General features: G+C 71.6%; 13 protein-coding genes. 7 read left to right on the top strand and 6 right to left on the bottom strand.

Annotated elements, in window-relative coordinates; translation table 11 throughout:
• Positions 1-7 precede the first annotated feature (7 nt).
• Positions 8-2,122: a glycoside hydrolase family 6 protein gene (locus ACIOMQ_RS28245; protein WP_401757528.1), complete on the top strand. Its 2,115-nt coding sequence runs from the start codon at positions 8-10 to the stop codon at positions 2,120-2,122.
• A gap of 115 nt (positions 2,123-2,237) precedes the next feature.
• Here the strand turns inward: ACIOMQ_RS28245 and ACIOMQ_RS28240 are convergent, their stop codons facing one another.
• Entirely contained in the window at positions 2,238-3,836 is a 1,599-nt protein-coding gene (locus ACIOMQ_RS28240; protein ID WP_402190900.1) for an alkaline phosphatase D family protein, read from the bottom strand.
• 316 nt (positions 3,837-4,152) lie between these two features.
• On the opposite strand from ACIOMQ_RS28240, the gene ACIOMQ_RS28235 reads away from it, so the two are divergent.
• From ACIOMQ_RS28235 to ACIOMQ_RS28210, 6 genes are all read left to right on the top strand, one after another.
• On the top strand, positions 4,153-7,071 hold the full coding sequence (locus ACIOMQ_RS28235; RefSeq protein ID WP_402190896.1) for a family 78 glycoside hydrolase catalytic domain: 2,919 nt from the start codon (positions 4,153-4,155) through the stop codon (positions 7,069-7,071).
• Positions 7,068-8,375, top strand: a complete 1,308-nt coding sequence (locus ACIOMQ_RS28230) for an extracellular solute-binding protein (RefSeq protein ID WP_362206195.1) — start codon at positions 7,068-7,070, stop codon at positions 8,373-8,375. The genes ACIOMQ_RS28235 and ACIOMQ_RS28230 overlap by 4 nt, the downstream gene beginning before the upstream one ends.
• Positions 8,372-9,334, top strand: a complete 963-nt coding sequence (locus ACIOMQ_RS28225) for a sugar ABC transporter permease (RefSeq protein ID WP_362206196.1) — start codon at positions 8,372-8,374, stop codon at positions 9,332-9,334. The genes ACIOMQ_RS28230 and ACIOMQ_RS28225 overlap by 4 nt, the downstream gene beginning before the upstream one ends.
• Positions 9,331-10,215: a carbohydrate ABC transporter permease gene (locus ACIOMQ_RS28220; RefSeq protein ID WP_401266909.1), complete on the top strand. Its 885-nt coding sequence runs from the start codon at positions 9,331-9,333 to the stop codon at positions 10,213-10,215. The genes ACIOMQ_RS28225 and ACIOMQ_RS28220 overlap by 4 nt, the downstream gene beginning before the upstream one ends.
• Positions 10,216-10,224: 9 nt before the next feature.
• Entirely contained in the window at positions 10,225-14,298 is a 4,074-nt protein-coding gene (locus tag ACIOMQ_RS28215) for a hypothetical protein (protein ID WP_402190892.1), read from the top strand.
• Between the two features lie 145 nt (positions 14,299-14,443).
• Positions 14,444-16,345, top strand: coding sequence for an APC family permease (locus ACIOMQ_RS28210; RefSeq protein WP_401757516.1), 1,902 nt, complete (start codon positions 14,444-14,446; stop codon positions 16,343-16,345).
• Between the two features lie 204 nt (positions 16,346-16,549).
• Here the strand turns inward: ACIOMQ_RS28210 and ACIOMQ_RS28205 are convergent, their stop codons facing one another.
• The 5 genes from ACIOMQ_RS28205 to ACIOMQ_RS28185 are packed head-to-tail and all read right to left on the bottom strand — an operon-like array spanning position 16,550 to position 23,795.
• A complete protein-coding gene (locus ACIOMQ_RS28205) occupies positions 16,550-18,730 on the bottom strand; it encodes an MGH1-like glycoside hydrolase domain-containing protein (RefSeq protein ID WP_402190888.1) in 2,181 nt (726 codons plus the stop codon).
• Positions 18,727-20,760 (bottom strand): beta-galactosidase, encoded by a 2,034-nt coding sequence (locus ACIOMQ_RS28200; protein WP_402190886.1) that lies wholly within the window; start codon positions 20,758-20,760, stop codon positions 18,727-18,729. Before ACIOMQ_RS28200 ends, ACIOMQ_RS28205 begins: the two co-directional genes overlap by 4 nt.
• A complete protein-coding gene (locus tag ACIOMQ_RS28195; protein ID WP_362206202.1) occupies positions 20,757-21,614 on the bottom strand; it encodes a carbohydrate ABC transporter permease in 858 nt (285 codons plus the stop codon). The genes ACIOMQ_RS28200 and ACIOMQ_RS28195 overlap by 4 nt, the downstream gene beginning before the upstream one ends.
• Positions 21,611-22,537 carry a carbohydrate ABC transporter permease gene (locus tag ACIOMQ_RS28190; protein WP_401757511.1) on the bottom strand — a complete coding sequence of 309 codons (927 nt, stop codon included), beginning with the start codon at positions 22,535-22,537 and terminating at the stop codon, positions 21,611-21,613. The genes ACIOMQ_RS28195 and ACIOMQ_RS28190 overlap by 4 nt, the downstream gene beginning before the upstream one ends.
• Positions 22,538-22,541: 4 nt before the next feature.
• Positions 22,542-23,795, bottom strand: a complete 1,254-nt coding sequence (locus ACIOMQ_RS28185; RefSeq protein ID WP_362206204.1) for a sugar ABC transporter substrate-binding protein — start codon at positions 23,793-23,795, stop codon at positions 22,542-22,544.
• Positions 23,796-23,939 lie beyond the last annotated feature (144 nt).

Genomic DNA, 23,939 nt, shown 5'->3' with positions numbered 1-23,939 from the left:
AGCCGCAATGAGAACCAGAGGCACCACCCCGCACGGAGTACGCCGAAAGCTGGCCGCGCTCTCCGCCCTGGCGATGGGCGCGGCGCTGGCGGTGGCCATACCCTCGACGGCGCAGGCCGCAGCCCGGGTCGACAACCCCTACGTGGGCGCCACCGCGTATGTGAACCCCGACTGGTCCGCCAAGGCGGCGGCAGAACCGGGCGGCGGCGCCATCGCCGACGAACCCTCCTTCGTCTGGATGGACCGCATCGCGGCCATCGAGGGCTCGGGCGACGCGATGAGTCTGCGCGAGCACCTCGACGCCGCGCTGGACCAGGGCGCGAACCTCTTCCAGGTGGTCATCTACGACCTGCCCGGACGGGACTGCGCCGCACTGGCCTCCAACGGCGAGCTCGGCCCCACCGAGATCGACCGGTACAAGACCGAGTACATCGATCCGATCGCCGCCATCCTGGCCGACCCGGCCTACGCGAGTCTGCGCATCGTCACCATCATCGAGCCGGACTCGCTGCCGAACCTGGTCACCAACGCCGGCGGCACGGACGGGTCCACCGACGCCTGCGCGACGATGAAGGCGAACGGCAACTACGAGAAGGGTGTCGGCTACGCCCTGCACACCCTCGGTGCCATTTCCAACGTCTACAACTACGTCGATGCCGCCCACCACGGCTGGCTGGGCTGGGACTCCAACTTCGTCCCGGCGGCGCAGGAATTCAAGAAGGCCGCGACGTCGGAGGGCGCCACGGTCGCCGACGTCCAGGGCTTCATCGTCAACACGGCCAACTACTCGGCCCTGAAGGAGCCGAACTTCAAGGTCACCGACACGGTGAACGGCACCACGGTGCGCCAGTCCAAGTGGGTGGACTGGAACTACTACGTCGATGAGCTGTCGTTCGCGCAGGCGCTGCGCACCGAGCTGGTCAGCCAGGGCTTCGCCTCGGACATCGGGATGCTGATCGACACGGCCCGCAACGGCTGGGGCGGTTCCGCCCGGCCCACCGCCGCGGGACCGCTGACCAATGTGGACGACTATGTCAACGGAGGCCGTGTCGACCGGCGCATCCACGCGGGCAACTGGTGCAACCAGAGCGGCGCTGGTATCGGTGAGCGGCCCGCCGGCGCCCCCGAGCCCGGCATCGACGCCTACGTATGGGCGAAGCCCCCGGGCGAGTCGGACGGCAACAGCCAGCCCATCGACAACGACGAGGGCAAGGGCTTCGACCGGATGTGCGACCCCACGTACACCGGCAACGGCCGCAACGGGAACAATCTGACCGGTGCCCTGGCGAACTCCCCGCTCGCGGGCCACTGGTTCTCCGCGCAGTTCCAGGAGCTGGTACGCAACGCCTACCCGCCGCTGGGCGGCAGCGGCGGCGGTGACGACACCCAGGCGCCCACTGCGCCCACGGGTCTGAAGGTCACGGGGAAGACCAGTGGCAGCGTGTCGCTGTCCTGGACGGCGTCGACCGACGACACGGGGGTGACCGCGTACGACGTCTACCGCGCGGGAACGAAGGTGGGTTCGTCCGCGTCGACGTCCTACACGGACACGGGCCTGACGGCCTCGACCGCGTACAGCTACACCGTCAGGGCGCGGGATGCGGCCGGCAATGTCTCGGCGGCTTCCGCGGCGGTCCCGGCCACGACCGACCAGGGCGGCGGCACCGGGACCGGGACACTCAAGGTCCAGTACAAGAACACCGATTCCTCGGCCACCGACAACCAGATCCGGATGGGTCTGCAACTGGTCAACACCGGTTCCGCCGCGGTGGACCTGTCCACGGTGAAGGTGCGGTACTGGTTCACGCCGGAGGCCGGGGCGAGCACCTTCTCCACCGCGTGCGACTACGCGGTCACCGGCTGCTCCGACGTGACCCACGGTGTGTCCTCGACGGGTGGTTCCGCCACGGGGGCCAGCCACTACCTGGAGGTCGGGTTCGGCAGCGGCAGTCTCGCGGCGGGCGCCTCCACCGGGGAGATCCAGCTGCGGCTGAACAAGACCGACTGGTCGAACTTCGACGAGGCCGACGACTACAGCCACGCCACCAACACGGCCTACGCCGACGCCTCGAAGATCGCCGTCTACGTGGGCGGCACCCTCTCCTGGGGCACCGCTCCCTGACCGGGCCCCCCGTCGCCGTCCGCGCGGGCGGTGACGGGGCCGAGTGCCGGGCGAGGGACGCGCCCGGCACGATCCGCCCCCTGCCGCTCTCCCGGCAGGGGGCGGCCGGTGCTTCTCAGGCGGGCTGGATCCCGGGGCGGCCCGCCTCGGTCACGAGCGAGGTGCGGGTCGAGACGGGGGCGCCGGGGGTGGTGACGTAGGGGAGGACCCGGAAGTCGGCACGGCAGCTCTCCCGGGTGAGCGCGCAGCGTACGTAGCCGCGCTGGAAGTTGGTGAACTTGATGTGTTCGTTGGCCGCGAGGAGCCGGGCCCCGGAAGGATCCAGATCCGTCCCGTCCTTCGTGGTGGAGATGGACGAACCGACGAACTCGACGCCGATCGTGGGTGATTCCGGGTCGTCGAAGTCCTGCTTGAGATCGGCGGCGAGGTGACGGTGCATGTCGCCGGTGAGGACGACGGGGTTGCTGACGCCGCGGGCGGTGATCTCCTTGAACAGCCGTCGGCGCGCGTCAACGTAGCCGTCCCAGAAGTCCATCACGAACGACTGGCCGGGGCCGGGATCGGTGTCGACCTGGGCCACGGGAACCTGTTGGGAGATCATGTTCCACGTCGTGTCGGAACGTCCGAGGCCGCGGTGGAGCCACTGCTCCTGTTCCGGTCCGAGGATCGTGCGGCCGGGTGCCAGCCGCTCGTCGCAGCCGCTCCTGGTCCCGTCGCCGCAGGGCTGGTCGTCGCGGAAGAGCCTGGTGTCGAGGATATGGAAGGTGGCCATCCGGCCGTAGCGCAGGCTGCGGTACATCCGGGCCTCGAAGCCGTTCGGCTTGTTCGGCAGCCGCAGCGGCAGATGTTCGTAGTACGCCTGGAAGGCCGCCGCCGCGCGCTGCCGGAAGACGGCGGGGTCCTGATCGGGTTCGGTGTCGGCCTTGGACCTGTCGCGGGCCCAGTTGTCCTCGACCTCGTGGTCGTCCCAGACGACGGCGAAGGGGTGGACCCGGTGGGCGGCGATGAGGTCGGGGTCGAAGCGGTGGAGGGCGTGGCGGTTGCGGTACTGGACGAGGTCCATCGGCTCGGGACGCAGTTCGGCCGCGACCGGGACGTTGCGTACGCCGCCCATGGCGTCGATGGCGTTCTCGTAGATGTAGTCGCCGAGGTGCAGGACCAGGTCGACGTCCTCCTCGGCAAGGTGCCGGTAGGCGGTGTAGAAGCCTTCGAACCAGGCCTGGCAGGAGACGAAGGCGAAATCGAGTTCCTTGGGACGGCTGTGCGGCGGGGGCGCGGTGCGGGTGCGGCCGACGGGGCTGTGCACACCGCCCGCGCGGAAGCGGTAGTAATAGTGCCGGCCCGGCTGGAGTCCGGAGACCTCGATGTGGACGGAGTGGGCGAGCTCGGGTACCGCCCGGGTCCGTCCCCGGCGTACGACGGACCGGAAGCGTTCGTCGCGGGCGACCTCCCACTGGACGTCGACGGAGTACGGCGGCATGCCGCCGGCCCCGTCCGGAGCCAGGGGCTGGGGCGCGAGACGGGTCCACAGCACGAATCCGTCCGGCCAGGGATCGCCGGAGGCGACTCCCAGCGTGAACGGGTCGTCATGGAAGGGCGTGTCGCCCCAGGCGCTGCCCGCCGACAGGCCGGCCGCGGCGAGGGCCATGCCGACCGTCCCGCCGAGCATCGCTCGTCTGCCGAACCCTCCGGTGCCGCCTGCCCCACTGTTCATTCGCATGAAGCTCGTCCCTTCGTCGGGCGGGATCCCGTGCGGTACGAGGTGGGATCGGCGCGTGATTTCACGTCTGCTCATGTGGTAATCACAGGCTGGATATCACAGGGGAATCACACGCCACAAGACCACGCGCCGATGGCCGCAATACCGTTCACAAGGGGTCAGTTGGGGAGGCATCAGCGATTCCCCGGGGCGGTCGGGCGCCGGTTCGGCGGCACCCTTGACACCCCCCGGGGCTGCTCATAGTCTCCACGCCACAGAATTAACGTTAGATTTCACATCGGGAAAATCGGTGCGACGGAAGGACATGCTCGTGTCCGGCTCCCCGGCAGCGGATGTGCCCGCCTCCCGTCCCGCCGAAGGAGCAGCGGCCGGCCGTCGTCCCGAGGGCCGGCCGCTCCGGCCGTACGGCCTGCGGTGCGAGCACCGCACGGCCCCGCTGGGAATCGACGAACCCGCGCCCCGGCTCTCCTGGCGGCTGGCGTCCGACCGCCGCGGAGACGACCCCGTGGCCTACCGGGTCCGCGTCGCCGAACGCCCCGAGGACCTGGACGGGTGCCGTCAACTCCTCTGGGACACGGGCCGGGTGGCGGACTCCCGTGCGACCGCCGCCGTATACGCCGGGCCCGCCCTCCGGGGCCGTACGCGCTATCACTGGCGGGTCTCCGTCTGGCCGGCCGGAACGGCGGCGCCCGCCGAGGCCACGTCCTGGTTCGAGACGGCCTTCACCGGACCCGCGGCGTGGCAGGCGTCGTGGATCACTCACGACCCGCGTCCGGTCGAGGTCATGGACGCACCCACCGAGGGCGAGTCGGCCCTCGACCACCACGGGCTCGCCCCGTGCCCCGTACTGCGCCGCGCCTTCACCGCCTCGCCGGGCGCGCGCGCCCGGCTCCATGTCAGCGCGCGCGGCCTGTACGAGGTCCGGCTCAACGGCGTACGGATCGGTGACGCCGAACTCGCGCCCGGCTGGACCGATTACCACCGCCGCGTCCAGTACCAGACGTACGACGTGGGCGACTTGCTGCGTGAGGGCGAGAACGTGCTCGCCGCGACCGTCGCCGACGGCTGGTGGAGCGGGTTCGTCGGGTTCGAACCGCGCCGGGCCGGGGCGCACTACGGCTCGTTCCCGCAGTTCCTGGCGGAACTTCACCTCACGTATCCGGACGGCCGGAGCGCCGCGATCGTCACCGACGGGGCATGGCGGACGAGCACGGGAGTCATCCGCCACGCGGATCTGCTGATGGGCGAGTGCCACGATCTGCGGCACGCCTGCGACGGCTGGGAGCTGCCCGGCTTCGACGACGGCGGCTGGTCCCCGGCCCTGGTCACGGACACCGATCGCCGTCGGCTCGTGGCATCCGTCGACGAGCCCGTGCGGGCGACCGCCGAGCTGCGCCCGTCCTCGATCAGACGTGTCTCCCCGGACACCCATGTCGTCGATTTCGGCCAGAACCTCGCCGGGCGGGTGCGGCTGCGGATCGGTGAACTCGCCGCCGGGGCACGGGTGGTGATCCGCCACGCCGAGGTTCTGGACGCGTCGCACCGGCTGTACACGGCCAATTTGCGGACCGCCGCCGCGACCGATGTGCTCATCGGGGACGGGCGGCGGCACTTCGTGTTCGAGCCGCGCTTCACGTACCACGGGTTCCGGTACGCGGAGATCAGCGGGCTCCCGGAGCTGTCCGAGTCCGACGTCGTCGCCGTGGTGCTGCACAGCGACACCCCGTGGGCCGGCGAGTTCGACTGCTCGGACGCCGGGCTCCGCCGGCTCCACCACTGTGTCGTGTGGGGGCAGCGCTCGAACTTCGTCAGTGTTCCCACGGACTGTCCGCAGCGCGACGAGCGGCTCGGCTGGCTGGCCGACGCGCAGGTCTTCCTGCCCACGGCCGCGCTCAACGCGGATGTCGCCGCGTTCTTCACCAAGTGGCTGCGCGACATCGACGACGCCCGCAGCCCCGACGGCGGCTTCAGCAACGTCGCCCCGCGTCTCGTGGGCGTGTGCGACGAAGGCGCGCCGGGCTGGGGCGACGCGGGTGTGATCATCCCGTGGCACCTCTACCGCACCTACGACGATCCGCGCTTCCTCGGCCGGGCGCTGGAGGGCATGCGCGCCTGGGTCGATCTGATCCGCCGTCACAATCCGGATCTGGTCTGGCGCAGGCGGGTGGGTCCGCACTTCTCCGACTGGCTCGCCCCCGGTACCCCCACCCCGCGCGACGTCGTCGCCACGGCCTGTTTCGCGCACAGTGCCCGGCTCACGGCGAAGGCGGCCGACGTCCTGGGCCACACGGACGTCGGGGACCACTACCACCGGCTGGCCGACGGCATCCGCCGCGCGTTCACCGAGTGCTTCGTCACCGTCGAGCGCACCGCCGCCGGGCCCGACGCCGTACGCATCACAGGGGACACCCAGACCGGCTATCTCCTTGCGCTGGCTCATGAGTTGCTGCCCGACGACCTCGTCGAAGGCGCCGCACACCGTCTCGCCGAACTCGTCGAGTCGGCCGGGCCCGCCCTCGTGACCGGCTTCCTCGGGGTGGCGCTCGCGGCCCCCGTCCTCGACGCCCACGGGCGGGCCGACCTCGCTCACGCACTGCTGAACCGCGACGAAGTGCCGTCGTGGCGGTTTCCGCTGCGGCACGGCGCCACCACGATCTGGGAACGCTGGGACGGATGGACCCCCGAAGCGGGGTTCCGCGCACCTGCGATGAACTCCTTCAACCACTACGCGCTCGGTTCGATCGGCGAATGGCTCTACCGCGGTGTCGCCGGGCTCGACCAGGCTCCGGACTCCACCGGATACCGGCATCTGCGGATCCGGCCCCGCCCCGGTGCCCTGCGCCGCGCGAGCGCCCGTCACGAATCGGTCCGCGGCACCGTCGAGGTGAGCTGGGAGAGGCGGGGCGGCCGGCTCGCCCTGTGCGTACGGGTGCCGCCCGGTGCCACCGCCGATGTGTACGTGCCCACCACGGACCCGCGCTCGGTCCGCGAATCGGGTGCGGTCCCCGGAGTCGGCGACCGTCACATCACACTGCTCGCGACCGCCTCCGACCACGTTCTCCACCGCGTGTCCTCGGGCACCTACCGCTTCACCGCGACCTGTCCGCCGGCCGTTGGCGGCGCCGGCACGACCCCGACGGCCCGGCCGTCGCTCACCCCCGGCCGACGCATGCCGGGACCGGCGGCGAAACCATCGTCCGCACGTTCGCACGAGGAGGACACACCATGACGACGGGTTCTCACAGCCGGCCGGGCCGGGGCGCGATCGGCCGCCGGGGGTTTCTCCGCATCGGCGGCGGCGCCGCGGCGCTCGCCGCCCTTCCGCCCGCCCTGACGGCCTGCTCGGATTCGGGTCGCGGCTCCGGCAAGCTGCGCGTCGTCGGTGTCGCCGACCAGCAGAAGCCGGTCGAGGAGCTCGTCGCGCTGTACCGCGAGTCCCACCCGGACGACGAGTTCGCCACCTCCTTCGCACCCACGGACCAGGTGCAGACGGTGGTGCGCACCCAGCTCGCTGGGGGCAACGCCCCCGATGTCCATGTGCTGTATCCCGGCAGCGGCAGTGCCATGTCCATGGTCGAGCTGGCCAAGGCCGGCCTGCTCGCCGACCTCAGCGGCCAGGCATGGACGAAGGAGGTCCCGGCGAGTTTCCACCCGGCGTACCGCTACGAGGGCAAGACGTATCTGTATTCGGCGGGAAGCAGCGTCATCGGCGCCATCTACAACAAGAACGCCTTCGCGGGGGCCGGAGTCGAGCCGCCCGGAACATGGAGCGAACTGCTCGACGTCTGTGCCGCGTTGAAGGCCAGGGGCGTGATTCCGATCGCGCTCGGCGCCCAGACCCCCTGGGTCACCCAACTGATCACGTACGCGCTGGTCCCCAACGCCGTCTACGCGAAGAATCCCGGCTTCGACACCGAGATGGCCGCCGGAAAGGCACACTTCCGCGGCTCCGGGTGGGCCGACGCGATGGGCAAGTACCAGGAGTTGCAGCGCCGGGGCTTCTTCAACGACAACCCCAACGGAACGACGTACGAACAGCAGACCTCGTTGGTCGCGAGCGGCAAGGCCGCGATGGCCGTCCAGGTCTCCGCCGTACTCGCCAACTTCCGCCAGGCCACGAGGAAACCGGACGATCTCGGCATGTTCCCGTTCCCCGGCGGTGACGACGCGGCGAATCTGTGGATTCCGGCGGGCGTCGTCGTCGGCCTCGGGGTCTCCGCACGGTCCGCCGAGGGAGCCGGGGCGAGGGGGTTCATCGAATTCCTCGGCAGGCAGGAGAACGTGGACCGCTGGGCGCGGTCCGTCGCCGCGATCCCGTTCAGGCGCGGCCCGTCCACCGCGATCGATCCCGTCCTCAAGGGCTTCCTGCCCCTCATCGACGACAACCGCGCCGTTCCGTTCATGGACCAGAGCTGGCCCAACGCCGAGGTGCAGCCCGCCCATTTCGCCGCCGTACAGAACCTGCTGGCCGGCAGGACGGACGTCGACGGCGCTCTGGGACAGATGGACGAGGCCTACGGGAAGAAATCGTGACGAGCACCTCCGAGAGGGCCGTCCCGGGCACGGTCGGCAAGGCCGGGGACGGGCCGCGGACCGGCTCCGGCCGCCCGGTCCGGCGCCGCGACCACACCGCCCCGCCATGGATCTTCGTGGTCCCGGCGCTCGGCGTGTACGCCCTAGTCGTCCTGTACCCGAGCCTTGCGGGGGTGCTGTACGCCTTCACCGACTGGTCCGGCATCGGCGGCTTCTCCTTCACCGGCCTGGACAACTTCCGCACCCTGCTCGACGACAGCCGGGCCCTGGAGTCCGTCGGCAACACACTGCTGCTCACCTCGGCCGTGGTCGTCGTCCAGAACGGTGCCGGTCTGCTGCTCGCGCTCGGCGTCCACACCGAGATCAAGTCCCGCGCGCTGCTGCGGCTGATCTTCTTCGCGCCCGCCGTCGTCAGCCCGGTCATGGTCGCGATCCTGTGGAAGTACGTCTACAACCCCGACAACGGCGCCGGACTCAACGGTGTCCTCGGCGCGATCGGGCTCGGCGGTCTGCGGCAGGACTGGCTGGGCGATCCCTCGCTCGCCCTGTGGTCGGTGGCGGCGATGGTCGTGTGGCAGTACGCCGGCTACTCGATGGTCGTCTTCCTCGCCGGCCTCCAGGGGGTGCCCGCCGAACTCCACGAGGCCGCGAAGATCGACGGCGCGGGCTCCTGGCAGCGATTCCGCCATGTCACCTGGCCGCTGCTGGCCCCGGCCCTGACGATCAACCTCATGCTGTCGACCATCGGCGGTCTCAAACTCTTCGACCAGGTCTACGCCGCCACCAACGGCGGCCCCGGCACCTCCAGCGAGACGCTGTCGACCGTGCTGTACAAGGAAGCGTTCGTCTACGGGAAGTTCGGCTACAGCACCGCTGTCGCCCTCGTACTCGCGCTGTTCGTCGCCGCGGTCTCCCTGGTCCAGCTCCGCTGTCTGCGTGCGAGGGAGGTCACCGCGTGAGCACCGCAACGACCCGCGGACCCGCACGGCGGAAATCCGGACGCGGGGCGCGCAGGGGCCGCAGACCGCGGTACGGGCGGTACGCCCTGGAACTGGTCCTGATCGCGGTCGCGGTCGTGTTCCTCTTCCCGGTGTACGCCCTGGTCACCCTGGCGCTGAAGGACCCCCGGCAGATCTCCGACTCGCCCCTCTCGCCGCCCTCCCCGCCCACCTTCGCCAATTTCGGCGACGCCTGGTCCTCCGCGTCGCTGGGGCCCGCCCTGCTCAACAGCACCGTCATCACCGCGGCGAGTCTGCTGCTCCTCGTCGTGCTGGGTTCCACGGGGGCCTACTACCTCGCGCGCCGCGCCCGCGGCCTCGGCTACGGGCTGTACATCCTGTTCCTGCTGGGCATCGTGCTGCCGTTCCAGCTCGGCATGATCCCGCTGTACGAACTCGTCGACGGCCTGGGCTGGCTGGGCACGTACCAGGGCATGGTGCTCTTCTACACGGGCATCCAACTGCCATTCACCGTCTTCCTCTACACCGGATTCATCCGGGCCCTTCCGCAGGACTACGCACAGGCCGCGCTCATCGACGGCTGCGACCACCGGCAGGCGTTCACCCGGATCGTCTTCCCCCTGCTGCGTCCCGTCACCGGCACCGTGATCATCCTGAACGCCGTGTTCGTCTGGAACGACTTCTTCACCCCGCTGCTGTACCTGGGCGGGTCCGGCAAGGAGACCGTGCCCGTCGGCATCTTCGCCTTCGTCGGCCAGTACGTCTCCGACTACGGACTCGTCTTCGCCGGACTGGTGCTGGCCGCACTGCCGGTCCTGGCGGTGTTCGTGCTGCTCCAGCGCTATGTGATCAAGGGCTTCGCGGGCGGACTCAAGGGCTGAGGACATCTCATGGCACACCCGGTACCCCCACCGCTCCCCCCGGGCATCGCGGCGGTCCTCGCGCAGCCGCCGCGCGCCTTCTCGCCCGCCGCCATCTGGTGGTGGAGCGGGGAACGGCTCGACCGCGCACGGCTGCGGGCGCAGCTGGAACGGTTCGTGGAGGGCGGTGTGCACAACCTCGTCCTCCTCAACCTGGCACCATCGGGTCCTCTGTTCGGCTCCGACGCCGACGACCCGCCCTTTCTGTCCGACGCGTGGTGGACCCTGCTCGACGGCGTGTGCGACGACGCCGGCGAACTCGGTGCGAGCCTGTGGTTCTACGACCAGCTCGGCTTCTCCGGTGCCGACCTCCAGGCACGCCTCGTCGACGAACGGCCCGCGCACGCGGGGCGCCGGCTCGACCGCCTGCGCGGCGTCGTCGGCTCCACGGCCCCGCGGACCGGAGAGCTGCGGTGTCCCCCGGCCGGCAGGCCGCTCGCGGGCCGCGCCGAACCGGTGGACGCCGCCGGCCGGACGGTCGGCCCGGCGGTCCCGGTGGCGGTGGACGACGGGGTCGTGCGGGCACCGGGTCCCGGCCGGTGGCGCCTGACGCTCCATCACCACGTGCCGCTGGGCTTCGACTACCTCGGTGCGGAGGCGTGTGCGGCGCTGCTGGACCGGGTGCACGGAGAGTTCGAGCGCCGGCTCGGCGACCGGCTCGGGACGGTGGTCGTCGGCTCGTTCCAGGACGAACTCCCGTCCCTGCCCACCTGGTCCGCCGGTTTCGCCGATGCCTTCGCGCGCCTTCGCGGGTACGACATCACGGCACGGCTCGACGCCCTGTACGACGACAGTACGGATCCGGACACCCACCGGATCCGCCGCGACTACCAGGTGACCCGCGCCGAGCTGGCCGAGGAGGCGTTCTTCCGGCCGCTGGCCGCCTGGCACGACCGGCACGGTCTGCGCATCGGCTGCGACCAGCAGGACCCCGCCCGCGCCGGACACCCCCTGGCGGGCGTGGAGTTGTACGCCGACTACGCCCGCACCCACCGCTGGTTCTCGGCGCCCGGCTCGGACCATCACGGGGACGCCCGTATCCACTCCTCGCTCGCCCATCTCTACGGCCACTCCCGCACCTGGATCGAGGCCTTCCACTCCACCGGCTGGGGCGGCACGCTGGAGGAGACGTTCGACTGGCTGCTGCCGTGGCTGCGCGCCGGGGCGACCCTCTACAACCCGCATGCGGTCTACTACACGACGAAGGGCGGCTGGTGGGAGTGGGCGCCGCCCGCGACCGACTGGCGTCAGCCGTACTGGCGCCACCACCGCGTCTTCGCCGACGCCGTGACCCGGCTGTGCGCGGTCCTGAGCCTCGGCCGCCATCTGTGCGACGTCGCGATCCTGCTGCCCACCACGACGGCCCAGGCCGGCACCGCCCTGGACGGGGTCACGGAAGCGGCGGCGCGGGCCCAGTCGACGTATCTCCGGCTCGTCGGTGACATGGCCTGGTTCCGTACCCGGCCGGGCGTCATGGACCGGCTCGGTCTCGACGCCGACGTCATCGACGACGCGTCCGTCGTGCGCGCCCACGTCGCGGCGTCCGACGACGGAGTGCGGCTGAGGGTCTCGGACGAGGCATACGCCGCGATCGTGCTGCCCGCGTGCACGGTCCTCGAACACGCCACGGCACGGCGGCTCGTCGAATTCGCGTCTGCCGGGGGGACGCTGATCGCGCTCGGCGCTCTCCCCGAGCACGTCGTCGGCCCCGGAGCGGCCGGTGTGCAGGCCGGGCTGCGCGCGTGCTTCGCGGACGGGCGGGCCGTTTTCGTCCCCGGGACGGACGATCCCGCCGACGCGCTCGCCGCTGCGCTCGCTGGGGTGCACCCGGTGGTCCGGGCCCCGGTTCCCGCACTCGCGCGGCGCGCGGACGGCGCGACGGTGGTGTTCCTGACCGCGGCCGCCCCGCGGGCGACCCGGGCCGCCGTCGCGGCCCCCGACGAGCGGGGTGCCGCGCTGGGCTGGCTGGACGCCCGGTACGACTTCGACCCGGACCGCTACGCGCGCGGCGTACGGGTGCGGGTGCGGGACGCGGTGGGGCCGGCCGTCCTGGTGGACCCGTTCGGCGCCGCGCCCCGCACACTGCCGGTGCGTCCCGCCGGTGACGACGCACGGGCCGTCGAAGTCGATGTCCCCTTCGACACGGGTCCCGCGGCGGTGCTGGTCCTTCCGGCCCGGGACCCCGAGGCGGCCACGGCCGAAGCGCCCACGGCACCGGATGCCGTGCCGGTCGTCACCACCGTCGAGATCCCTCCGGACGCGGATTGGGACATGGCGCTCGTGCCGACCCTGGACAACACCTGGGGCGACTTCGCCCGCCCCGCGACCGGTCCGCCCGCCGGCCCGCCCGTCACCGAGTGCCGGACCTTCCGGCACCGGGTGGAGGCGCCCGGCGAGGACGGGGTACGGGACGGATGGGCCATGGGGCCGGAGCGCGCCGGCGCGCCGGCCGGGGACACGGTCCACGCGACGTTCGGCCCGCACGCGGTCGTGCTCCGCGAGGGCCCGGGCGACCGGGGCGCGCGGTCGGTCCTGGAGTGGTCCGACACCCTGGGCGTGTACAAGGACCCGGTCCACCGGGCCGTTCTGGGGCCCAAGGGCCATGTGCCGGAGGAGTTCGTGCTCATCGGTCCCACGCGCGCCGGAGAGGTGGCGCGGCTGCGCGTGGAACTGCTCCTCGACGCGGCCTTCGACGGACACCTCGCGGTCGGGGCGGCGGCGTCGAAGCGGGCCCGCCTCGACGGCGTCCCCGTCGGTCTGGAGGAAGGGGGCCACCTCGCGATGGGCCCGGTGCGAGCGGCGGCGGGCCGCCATCTGCTCGAACTGGAACTGACGCCTGATCAGGACTGCCGTCTGCGGGCGCATGTCGCGCTCGTCCGCGATCCGGGGCGATACCGGCGCCCGGAGTGGATTCTCGCCTCCGGGACGGCGGGCACGACGGTGCGTCTCTCGTCGCTTCCCGTCCGGGCCGTCGTCCAAGTGGCCGCGCGCGTGCCCTGCGTACTGCGCGTCAACGGGCGGCTGATGGGCAGGCAGGGCGGATTCGACCCCTACGCCGAGCACGCGGTCCCGCGGGTACGGCGGCACGACGTGGCGGCGGCCCTGCGCACCGGCGACAACGACATCACGGTCGAGACATCCGGTGGCGGCGACGGGGCGGTCCTCGTGGACGCGGTCTTCGAGGACGGCGACGGCAACCGTGTCGCGGCCCTGCACAGTGACGCCCGGTGGTGGGCCGGGAGCGCACGGGGGCGTGTGGCGGCCGCGGTGCGCCGCGAGCCGGTGGGCGACCCGGCCGCCCTGCATCTGCGCCGCCGCCCCCACCCGCTGCCGGGCGCCGCCTGGCTGGACCCGGGCGTGGACGACGGCACGGTGGCACCGGTCCGGTTCGCGGTCCCGGGGCACCTGGGCGCGGTGGAGTGGCTGTGGTGTCAACTGCCGCCCGGAGCGGTCCGGTTGACGGCTCGCGTGCACGGCGGGACGACCGTCTTCGTGGACGGCCGCGAGTGCACCGCGTCCGTCGGTGTCGTCGACGCCCGGGGCGTTCGGACCGTGGCGGTCGATCTGCCGGCGGGCGGCCCCTCCGGTCCGCGGACCGCGGCCCTGCGCGTCCGGACTGGCCCCGGGTACGAGGGGGGCGCCGCGCTGGCCGGTCCGGTGCGCTGCGAGGTCGGTCCCGGACGGATCCGCGCCGGCGACTGGGAGACGCACGGACTGGCCGAGTACAGCGGCGGTGTGCGGTACCGCCGCGAGGTGACCCTGCCCGCCGGGGCCGCCGCGGGGCGCGTGTCGCTCGACCTCGGACGGGTTCGCGGGACGGCGGAGGTGCGGGTCGACGGCACGGCCGCGGGGGTGCGGGTGTGTTCCCCGTACATGTTCGATCTGACGGGTCTGGCAGGCCCGGGGGCCCACACCCTCGACATCACCGTGTTCGGGACGCTGGCACCCCATATGGACGCGACGAGCCCGACCCACTTCGTCTTCCCGGGCCAGCGGGTCAGCGGCCTGCTGGGTCCGGTGCGGCTGCGGATCGGTGGTTCCTGACCCGCCCGGTCTTCGGCGTCCTGGCTACCCCGTCAAGAACGCGCGAAGAGATCACCGTCTGGCGCCAAGAACGCGCCATGGGCGGCCGTCACCGGCCGAAAGCGGGAACATCCTGAGCGGACCCGATCAAAGGACCGCGAAGCACATGGCTCTTCCGCCCTCAGACCCCGGTGCGGCACCGCGTGCCGAGGAACTCCCTGACACCGGGGCCCGCCACAAGCTCACCACCTTCACCGGCCTCGCCGCGCTCTCGCTCGACGCGATGGCCTCGGTGGCGTACGGGCCCGAGGCGATCGTGCTGGTCCTGGCGGCCGCAGGCGGCCACGGGCTCGGCTTCACGCTCCCCGTCACGGTGGCGATCGCCGTGCTCCTGGCCGTCCTCGTGGCCTCGTACCGCCAGGTCATCGCGGCCTTCCCCGACGGGGGCGGAAGCTACGCGGTCGCCAGGACGCACATCGGCCGTCGAACCAGCCTGGTCGCGGCAGCCTCTCTGGTCCTGGACTACGTCCTGAACGTCGCCGTCGCCGTCACCGCCGGAGTGGCCGCGCTGACCTCGGCCTTCCCCGGTCTGTACGACGACCGGCTGTGGCTCTGTCTCGGCGTGCTGGCCTTGGTCACCGCGGTGAATCTGCGCGGGATCGTCGATTCCGCGCGGGCGTTCGTCGTGCCGACCGCGGTGTTCATCGGGTCGATCCTGGCATTGATCGTGGTCGGTCTCTTCCGGTCAGCACCGGTCAGCACCGAAGCGGCCGCCGGCCATGCCTCCGTCCTCGCGGACAACGCCACCACGGTCGGTGCGCTGCTCCTGCTCAAAGCCTTCGCCGCGGGCTGCTCGGCGCTGACCGGTGTCGAGGCCATCGCCAACGCCGTACCGTCCTTCCGTTCCCCGGCTGTCCGCCGCGCCCAGCGCGCGGAAGTCGCACTCGGCGCGCTGCTGGGGGTGATGCTGATCGGCCTGTCCGTGCTGATCTCCCGGTTCGGGCTGCAGCCGGTCGAGGGCGTCACCGTGCTGGCGCAGCTCGCCGACGCGTCCTTCGGTCACGATCTCGCCTTCTACGTCGTGCAGTTCGCCACCATGGTGCTGCTGGCGCTGTCCGCCAACACCTCCTTCGGAGGTCTGCCGGTCCTGCTCAAGCTGCTGGCCCGGGACAACTACCTGCCGCATGTCTTCGGCCTGAAGGCCGACCGGCAGGTCCACCGTCACGGGGTCCTCACACTCGCCGCCGTCTCCGCCGCGCTGCTGGTCTTCTCCGGGGGCGACACCAACACCCTCGTCCCGCTCTTCGCGATCGGCGTCTTCGTCGGCTTCACGATCGCCCAGGCCGGGATGGTCGTCCACTGGCGCGGGTCGCGCGGCCGGGGATGGGCGGGCAAGGCGGTACTCAACGGCGCGGGCGCGCTCCTGACGGGGGTCAGCGCGGTCGTCGTCACGGCCACCAAGTTCCACGACGGTGCCTGGCTGGTCGTAGTGGCTCTTCCGCTGCTGGTCGCCGGGTTCGCATGCGTCCACCGCGCGTACGCCAGGATCGGTGAGCGGCTGGAGGTGGGCCGCGTCCCGGAGCCTCCGCACCGCGACCGTTCACTGGTCGTGGTTCCGGTCTCCTCCCTCACGCGGCTCACCAGCGAGGCCCTGACGGCGGCGGTATCACTCGGTGACGAGGTCCGTGCGGTGACGGTCTGCCACCCGGACCCCGAGGACCGCGTCCGGACCGAGGCCCTGGAGCGGGACTGGGCGCTGTGGAACCCGGGCGTCCCACTGGTCCGGGTGACCTCGGACCGGCGCACGGTCGGCCGCCCGGTCGCCTCGTACGTACGCGACCTGACGGCCGTGGACCCCGGCGTACGGATCACCGTGCTCATCCCCGAGGTGGAGCCGGCCCACATGTGGCAGCGGCTGCTGCAGAACCAGCAGGGCGCGGTCGTCGCGCACGCCGTCCGCCACGAGACGGACGCGGTGATCTGCCGGCTGCGGTTCCGGCTGCTGGATCCACCGCGCCGAGACGCGGCGACGCAGCCCGTACACGATCGCTGTGCCGGTCGTCATTGACCACTTGATGGGACGTCATCACTGCTTCGGGGAACCGGTATCGCCGCGGGTGCGCTCGTCCGCCGCCTCGGCAACCCGAGCCTGGTGGAGGCGGGCGCACGGTGCTTCCCGTGAGTGAGAGCGGTGGCGCTGGCATCCCGGGCGGGACAGCGGCGGTTCACGCACCGGGACACCCCCGCGCGGCGAACGGTCTTCGCCCGCCTCCTACCTGTCTCTTGTCAGCATCGGCAGCAGCAGCGCCGCGGACCAGCTGAAGTTGGGCGCGTTGAGCGGTGCCCCGGTGGTCGGGTCGTAGTTCTCCCTGATCGGTCCGTTGCCCGCGAGGCCCGACGCATGGGTGAGGAGCCGGTCGGTCAGGGCGTCCGCGTCCTTGCCGTAGCCGTAGCGGCGCAGGCCGCCGAGGGCGAAGTATGCCTGGTCGAGCCAGACGGGGCCGCGCCAGTAGGCGGTCGGCGAGAAGTAGGGGGAGCTCTTGGCCACGGTCGGGAAGGGCACGGTGGTGGCGAATTCCGCCGGATCCGTCAGCTTGTCGCGCACGGAGCGGGCCTGTCCGGCGGACGCCGTGCCGGTCCACAGCGGGACGGCACCCTCGATGCCGCGGCCCCGGGACGTGAGCGGTGCGCCGGTGCCGAGCGCGGTGTCGTGGAACCAGCCGTCCGTGGCGTCGTACATCGTCGTGCGGACGGCGGTGGCGGTGGCGTCGGAGCGCTGCTGCCAGTGCCGGGCGTCGGCGCCGCGGCCGAGCACGCCCGCGATACGCGCCAAGTAGCCCTGGTCTGCGGCGAGATAGGAGTTCAGGTCGACGGACTCCTGGTCGAGGGAGTAGCCGAGGAGCGTTCCGTCGGCGGCCCTGTCGGCGACGACGCCGGTGCCGAGAGTGGCGTCGAAGCGGGGCGCGTTGTCCATGCCGCTCTCCCAGGCGGCGGCGAGGCGCCGCTCCTCGGGCGAGTCGTTGGCCGGGTCGGCGGTGGCACCGTACTCCGCGAGACCGTTGTGGTCGTGGTCCCGGTTGCGGTACCACCACGCCTGGTAGGCGGCGAGCTTCGGGTACATCTCGCGCAGGAAGGCCCTGTCCCCGGTCTTCGCGTACACCTCCCAGACGGCCCAGGCAGCCAGCGGGGGCTTGGAGTTGCGCTCGTTCCAGTTGCCGCCACCGCGTGCGGGGTCGTTGTAGAAGACGACGTCGGGGATCATCCCGGCGTCCTGGGGGCGGGTCGTGGAGTCGGGCCGGATCTGCCAGTCGAACATGGAGCGGATCTGCGACTCGGCCAGCTCGGGCGCGAAGCGTGCGGTGCCCACGGCCTGCTTCCAGGTGTCCCAGGCCCAGATTCCGCCGGTGAACCACTTGTAGGAGATCGACGGCGTGATCCCGTCGTGCTTGATCTGTCCCGCCGCGCCGCGCCAGTTGGTGACGAGGGTCTCCAGGGACTTCACGGCCGTACGCCGCCGGTCGGCGGGCACGCCCTCGGTCACCCCGGCGACATAGCCCCGCCAGCGCGCGTCGGACGCGGACACGACGGATGCCGGGCGGGCCAGCACCTCGCGGACCTTCGCCTGCTCCTTCCTGCGCTCGGCGGCGGTGAAGGTGTAGGACTCGGTCCAGTCGAAGCTGTGCGAGCGGCCGGGCGCGAGGGTCACCGGGTCCGCCGCCTCGGTGCGGTAGCTGTCGCCGTCCACCGTCGTGCGGACGCGGTCCCTGTGGGTGACCTCGAAGCGCTCCGTGCCGTCGGTGAGGTAGTCCCAGGTCTCACGGACCTTCGCGAAGTCGACGCCGACACCGGAGCCGGTGGCGGTCAGCGACGGCGCGTCGCGCATCGGCTGGTCGGCGGGCCGCAGCAGGCTGCCCGTCCAGTCGGCGTCCAGCGTGCGGGGCGCCGGGCCGGTGTTGCGGACCTCGGCCCTGACCAGGGCGCTGCGATCGGTGGCGAAGCGGAGGTCGAGGGTGAGGCGCAGGCCGCGGCCGAGGTCGTAGGACTGGAGGAGCCGGCCCGGGAGCGAGGTGAAGCGTGGCGCGCCTCCCCCGGCCAGGTCCAGGGTGCGGCCGTGTTCGGTGAGGCGGATGCGGCTGAAGGACTTGCTGAGCCACCAGGGATATTCCTGGGCGATGTAGAGGGGCCCGGAGAAGCCGCCGTAGGCATCGCTGTCGCCGTCCTCGGGCAGGGCGTAGGCGTGCCAGGCTCCCCGGTCGGCGAAGACGTTGACGGGGTTGTTGTCCTCGTCGTCGCCGGGCTGGGCGGCGGTGGGCGTGCCGTGCAGGTCGAGGACGTCGGCGTACGAGGGGGGTGGCTTCGGGTGCGGGTGGGCGGAGGCCGTCTGCGGTACGCCGAGGGCACCGCCGGCGAGGAGGAGCGCGGCCAGGGCGCTCAGGAGCCGGTGTCCGGTCACTTGTCGGTCCCTCCAGGGGAGTCGGTGGCGATGCGCAGGACAGCGGCCCCGAGCGGGCCGAGGTCGATGTGGTCGCGGACGGCGGCTCCGGTGAGCAGGTCGGTGCCGCCGGCCGCGTAGGGGCCGGTCAGCCGCGTCCGCGTGTCGTGGTCGCCGTGGTTGAGGACGAAGAGGTACGTGCCCCGCGTGCCGGAGCGTACGGTCGCCTCGACCCCCTCGGGGACTTCGAGCACGGGGCGCACGCCCGCTGCCCGCAGCACGTCGTCGAGCACGGCCGCGATGCCGTCGCCGAGGTGGGCGCTCACGTACCACGCGGTGCCGGCGCCGTAGGGACGGCGGGTGACGGCTGGGCGGCCGGTCAGTTCTCCGGACGCGTACGAGTCGACGACCTCGGTGTCCGGGGCGTCGGGTTCGATCCACTCGCTCCACCGGGTGGCTTCGGCGCCGGAGTCGAGCCGTACCGCCCCGCCGTCCGGGATCGGCCACCACTCGTCGACGGACACGCCGAGTACGTCCCGCAGCGGTCCCGGCGCGCCGCCGTCGTGGATGTGGTCGTGGCCGTCGACGACGCCGCTGAAGGGGCCGCACACGAGGTGGCCGCCGCCGTGCACGTAGGCGGCGATGCGTGCGGCGTTCTCGGGCCGCACGAGGTGGAGGTTGGGCGCGAGCACCGCCCGGTAGCCGTCGAGGTCCGCGTGCGGGGGCACGAAGTCGGCGGTGACGGCGCGGGCGTGGAGCGCCGCGTACCAGGGGCGCAGGAGGTCGGGCCAGCGCATGCGGGCGGAGGGGTGGTCGTCGGCCTCCAGGGCCCACCAGGAGTCCCAGTCGAGGACGATCGCCACCTCGGCCCGGGAGGTGGCGCCGGTGACTTCGCCGAGCCGGGCGAGTTCGGCGCCGAAGCGCACGGTCTCGCGCCAGCCGCGGGAGGCGGTGCCGCGGTGCGGGAGCAGCGCGCTGTGGTACTTCTCGGCGCCGGCGCGGGAGGCGCGCCACTGGAAGTACATGATGCCGTCGGCGCCGCGGGCCAGGGCCTGGAGGGACCAGAGGCGTTGCAGACCCGGCTTCTTGGGGACGTTGACCGGCCGCCAGCTGACGGCGGAGGGCGCCTGTTCGAGGAGCAGCCAGGGCCGGCCGCCCTTGAGGGAGCGCATCAGGTCGTAGGTGAGGGAGGCGTTGACGTGGGCGCGGGGGTCGGCGGGGTCGGGATAGGCGTCGTCGGAGACGAGGTCCTCGTGCTCGGCCCACTTCCAGTAGTCGAGTGCCTTGAACATCGACATGAAGTTGGTGGTGGCCGGGGTGTCCGGGCTGAGTTCCCCGAGTGCCTCGCGCTCGGCGCGGTGGCAGGCGAGCAGGGCGTCGGAGCAGAAGCGCCGCCAGTCCAACAGCTGCGTCGGGTTGACCGGCCCCGGGGCGGTGCGGGGCGGTTCGATCTCGTCGTACGTGCCGTAGCGCTGCGACCAGAAGGCCGTGCCCCAGGCGTGGTTGAGGCCGTCGATCGTGCCGTACCGGTCGGTGAGCCAGGCGCGGAAGTGGTCGGCGGAGCGGGGGCAGAAGCACTCGGTGACATGGTCGCCGTACTCGTTGTGGATGTGCCAGAGAGCGAGGGCGGGATGGTGTGCGTAGCGTTCGGCGAGGGCTCGGGTGAGGCGGAGGGCGGCGGCGCGGTACTCGGGCGAGGACGGGCAGTAGTGCTGGCGCGAGCCGAATTCGAGGCGTACGCCGTCGGCCGTGACCGGCAGGATCCCGGGATGGGCGCGCACCAGCCACGCGGGCGGTGACGCGGTCGCGGTGGCCAGGTCGACGGCGATGCCGTGGGCGTGCAGCAGGTCGAGGAGCCGGTCGAACCAGGCGAAGTCCCAAATGTCCGGGCCGGGTTGGAGCCGTGCCCAGGAGAAGACGCCGACGGTCACCATCGTGACGCCTGCCTCGCGCATCAGCTCGGCGTCCTCGGCCCAGACGTCCTCGGGCCACTGTTCGGGGTTGTAGTCACCGCCGTAGAGGATGCCCGGGACACGGGTCAGGCGGCTCATCCCTTCACCGCCCCGCCGAGGAGTCCGGCCACGAACTGCCGCTGGAAGAGGAGGAAGAGCGCCATCAGCGGCAGGGTGGCGAGGAGCGAGCCGAGCATCAGTCCCGAGTAGTCGACGTGGGAGAGCCCCGTGAGGGTGTTGAGCGCGACGGGCACGGTGTATTTCTCCTCGGAGTTGAGCATGAGCAGCGGCCAGATGAAGCTGTTCCACTGCGCCATGAACGTGAAGATGACCAGGGCGCCGAGCTGCGGGCGCACGCACGGCAGCACGACCTGGTAGAAGGTGCGCAGCTCACCGGAGCCGTCGATACGGGCCGATTCGAGGAGTTCGTCGGGGAAGTCGACGAAGCCCTGCCGCATCAGCAGGATGCCGAAGGAGTTCGCCAGGAAGGGCAGGACGACCGCTTGGTAGGAGTCGATCCAGCCGACGCTCGCCATCATCTGGAACAGCGGCACGAGCAGCACCTGGAACGGGATCATCATCGTGGCGAGCACGGCGCCGAGCAGCAGCCCCCGGCCGCGGAAGCGGTACTTGGCGAGCCCGTAGCCGCACATGGCGGAGATCAGCGAGCTGAGCACGGTGTGCACGACGGCGATGCCGACGCTGTTGAGGAGGACCCTCCCGAAGCCGATGGTGTCCTGGAGCCGCGCGAGGTTGTCGAGGAGGCGTCCGCCGGGCAGGAACGGCGGCGGCGAGCGGAACAGGTCCGGCGTGGAGTGCGTCGCGGCGATCGCCATCCAGAGGAACGGCACCAGGCTGACGACGGCGCCGGCCGCGAGGAGGAGGCGCAGGGCGCAGCGGCCGGCGCGCCGGGCCGGGTGGACGCGTGCGGGGGCCTGCGGGAGGGCGGTCACCGGCGGCGCTCCCTTCCGAAGGCGGCGTACTGGAGGGCGGAGATCGCGGCGATGAGGGCCACGACGACCCAGGCGATGGCGGCGGCGTAGCCGAAGTCGAGCTGCTGGAAGCCGACCTTGTAGAGGTAGACGACCGGGGTGAGGGTCGCGTCGTCGGGGCCGCCGCGGGTGAGGACGTAGTTCTCGTCGAAGAGCTGGAGTGTCCCGATGGTGGAGGTGATCACGCAGAACAGGGCGACCGGGCGCAACTGCGGCAGGATCACGCGGGTGTACGTGGCGAAGGTGGCGGCGCCGTCGATGGCGGCGGCCTCGTACTGCTCCTTGCCGATGGCCTGGAGTCCGGCGAGCAGGATGACGGCGTTGTATCCGGTCCAGCGCCAGGTCAGGGAGGCGATCAGGGAGACCCGGGCCCAGGTGGGGTTGTTGAGCCAGTCGACCTGGCCGATGCCGACGGCGCCGAGTATCTGGTTGACGAGGCCGCCGTCGGTCTTGAGGAGGACCTGGAAGACGACGGCGTACGCGACGAGTGTGGTGACGGCGGGCAGGAAGCAGACCGCTCGCCAGGTGCCGCGGAAGCGCAGCCAGGACTGGTTGAGCAGGACGGCGAGGACGAGTGCCAGGCCGATCATCACGGGGACCTGCACGACGAGGATGATCCCGGTGTTGAACAGGGACTCCAGGAACGCGGGGTCGTGGATCATGCGCCGGTACTGGTCGAGCCCGACCCAGTGGACGGCGCCGGCGTCCTCGGTGGTGAAGCTCTGCAGGAGGCTCGCGCCCAGCGGATAGGCGAAGAAGAGCGCGAAGAGGACGGCCGCGGGTCCGGCGAAGATCCAGGCGGTGGGGCGCCGGCGCCTGCGGCGTGCCGGGGCCGGGGCACGGGCAGGGGCGACCGGCCGGTCGTAGGTGGTGTGGAGGGCCATCGGGCTACTTCACCCTTTCGCGGCCGGTGGCCGTGGCGAGTTGCCGCGCGGCCGAGTCCAGGGCGGCGCGCGGGTCCTTGCCGCGCAGCATCACGCCGGTGACGGCGGAGACCATGATGTCGGTGGCCTTCGCATCGTCCTTGTTGTACTCGACCGGCGGAATGTTGCGGGCGAGCCGGGCGAACACGTCGAGGGCCGCCTGCCCGCCGAAGTACTCCTGCCTCTCGCTCAGGTACGGGTCGTCGAGCGCGGGCAGATAGGCGGGGAAGAGGCCCTCGCGCTTGAGCATGGAGACCTGGTTGGCCTTGCCGGTGAGCAGGAACTCGATGAACGCCCAGGCCAGTTGGGGGTTCTTGCTCTGCCCCGGGACGCAGAGCGTGGAGCCGCCGATGTTCGAGGTGCGGATTCCGTCGGCGGTGAATCCGGGCAGCGGCACCACCCCGAACTTTCCCGTCAGCTCGGGCATCTCCTCGGCGAGCGTGCCCGTCCACCAAGCGGCGGTGGGCGTGGTGGTGGCCTTGCCCTCCTTGGTGCCGGTGACAAGTCCGTCCCAGCCCTTCTCGTAGTCGACGAGCCCCTTGTCGTGCAGGGTCTTCATCAGGGTGAGGGCCCGCACGGCCTCCGGGGTGTCGACCGCGACCCGGCCACCCTTGAAGTAGTACTGGCCCTGCTGCTGGAGCAGCATCGGCAGGATCCCGGCGTCCGTGGAATCCATGATGAGCAGCTTGCGACCGGTGGCCTTCTTGATGCGGACGCCCGCCGCCACGTAGTCGTCCCAGGTAAGCAACGACTTGGGGTCGGCTCCGGCGGCGCGGAAGTGGTCCGTGCGGTAGTAGAGCGCGCAGGGGCCGATGTCCCAGGGCAGGGCGAAGACCGCACTGTTCTTGCCGGTGACCGTGCGCCACGCGGCGCGGTCGAAGTCGCCTCCGTAGCGGCCGCCGAGGCTCGTCAGGTCGTAGAAGCCGCTCGGGAAGTTGCCGATGTAGCGCGGCATGTGGCTGCCTTCGACCGTGAGGACGTCCGCGAGGCCCGAACCGCCGCGCAAGCCCACGGTGATCTTGTCGTAGGCGTTGTCGTAGCCGATGTCGACGACATCGACGGTGGTGCCGGAGTGGCGCTCCTCGAAGGCGCGGGCGAAGCGCTTCATGGCCTTGGCGGCCACGTCCCACGACCAGACGGTGATCCTGCCGCCGACCTTGCCCCCGTCGTCCTTCCCGCCGCCGATGCCGCGGGCGACCCCGCCGCCCGTGCCGCCCATGGCACATCCGCTGACCAGCGACGATGCCGCGGTCGCAATACCCGTGGCCAGAACTACCCGTCGGGTGGGCCTTGTTGACACTCTTGCCTCCTGGAGCCTGAATGCCTAATGCTGTATTCAGAACACTGAATGACGGAGCCCGCC

This window comes from Streptomyces sp. NPDC087845, assembly GCF_044742755.1.
Lineage (GTDB): Bacteria > Actinomycetota > Actinomycetes > Streptomycetales > Streptomycetaceae > Streptomyces.
This window is presented reverse-complemented; position numbering and strand designations above follow the sequence as displayed.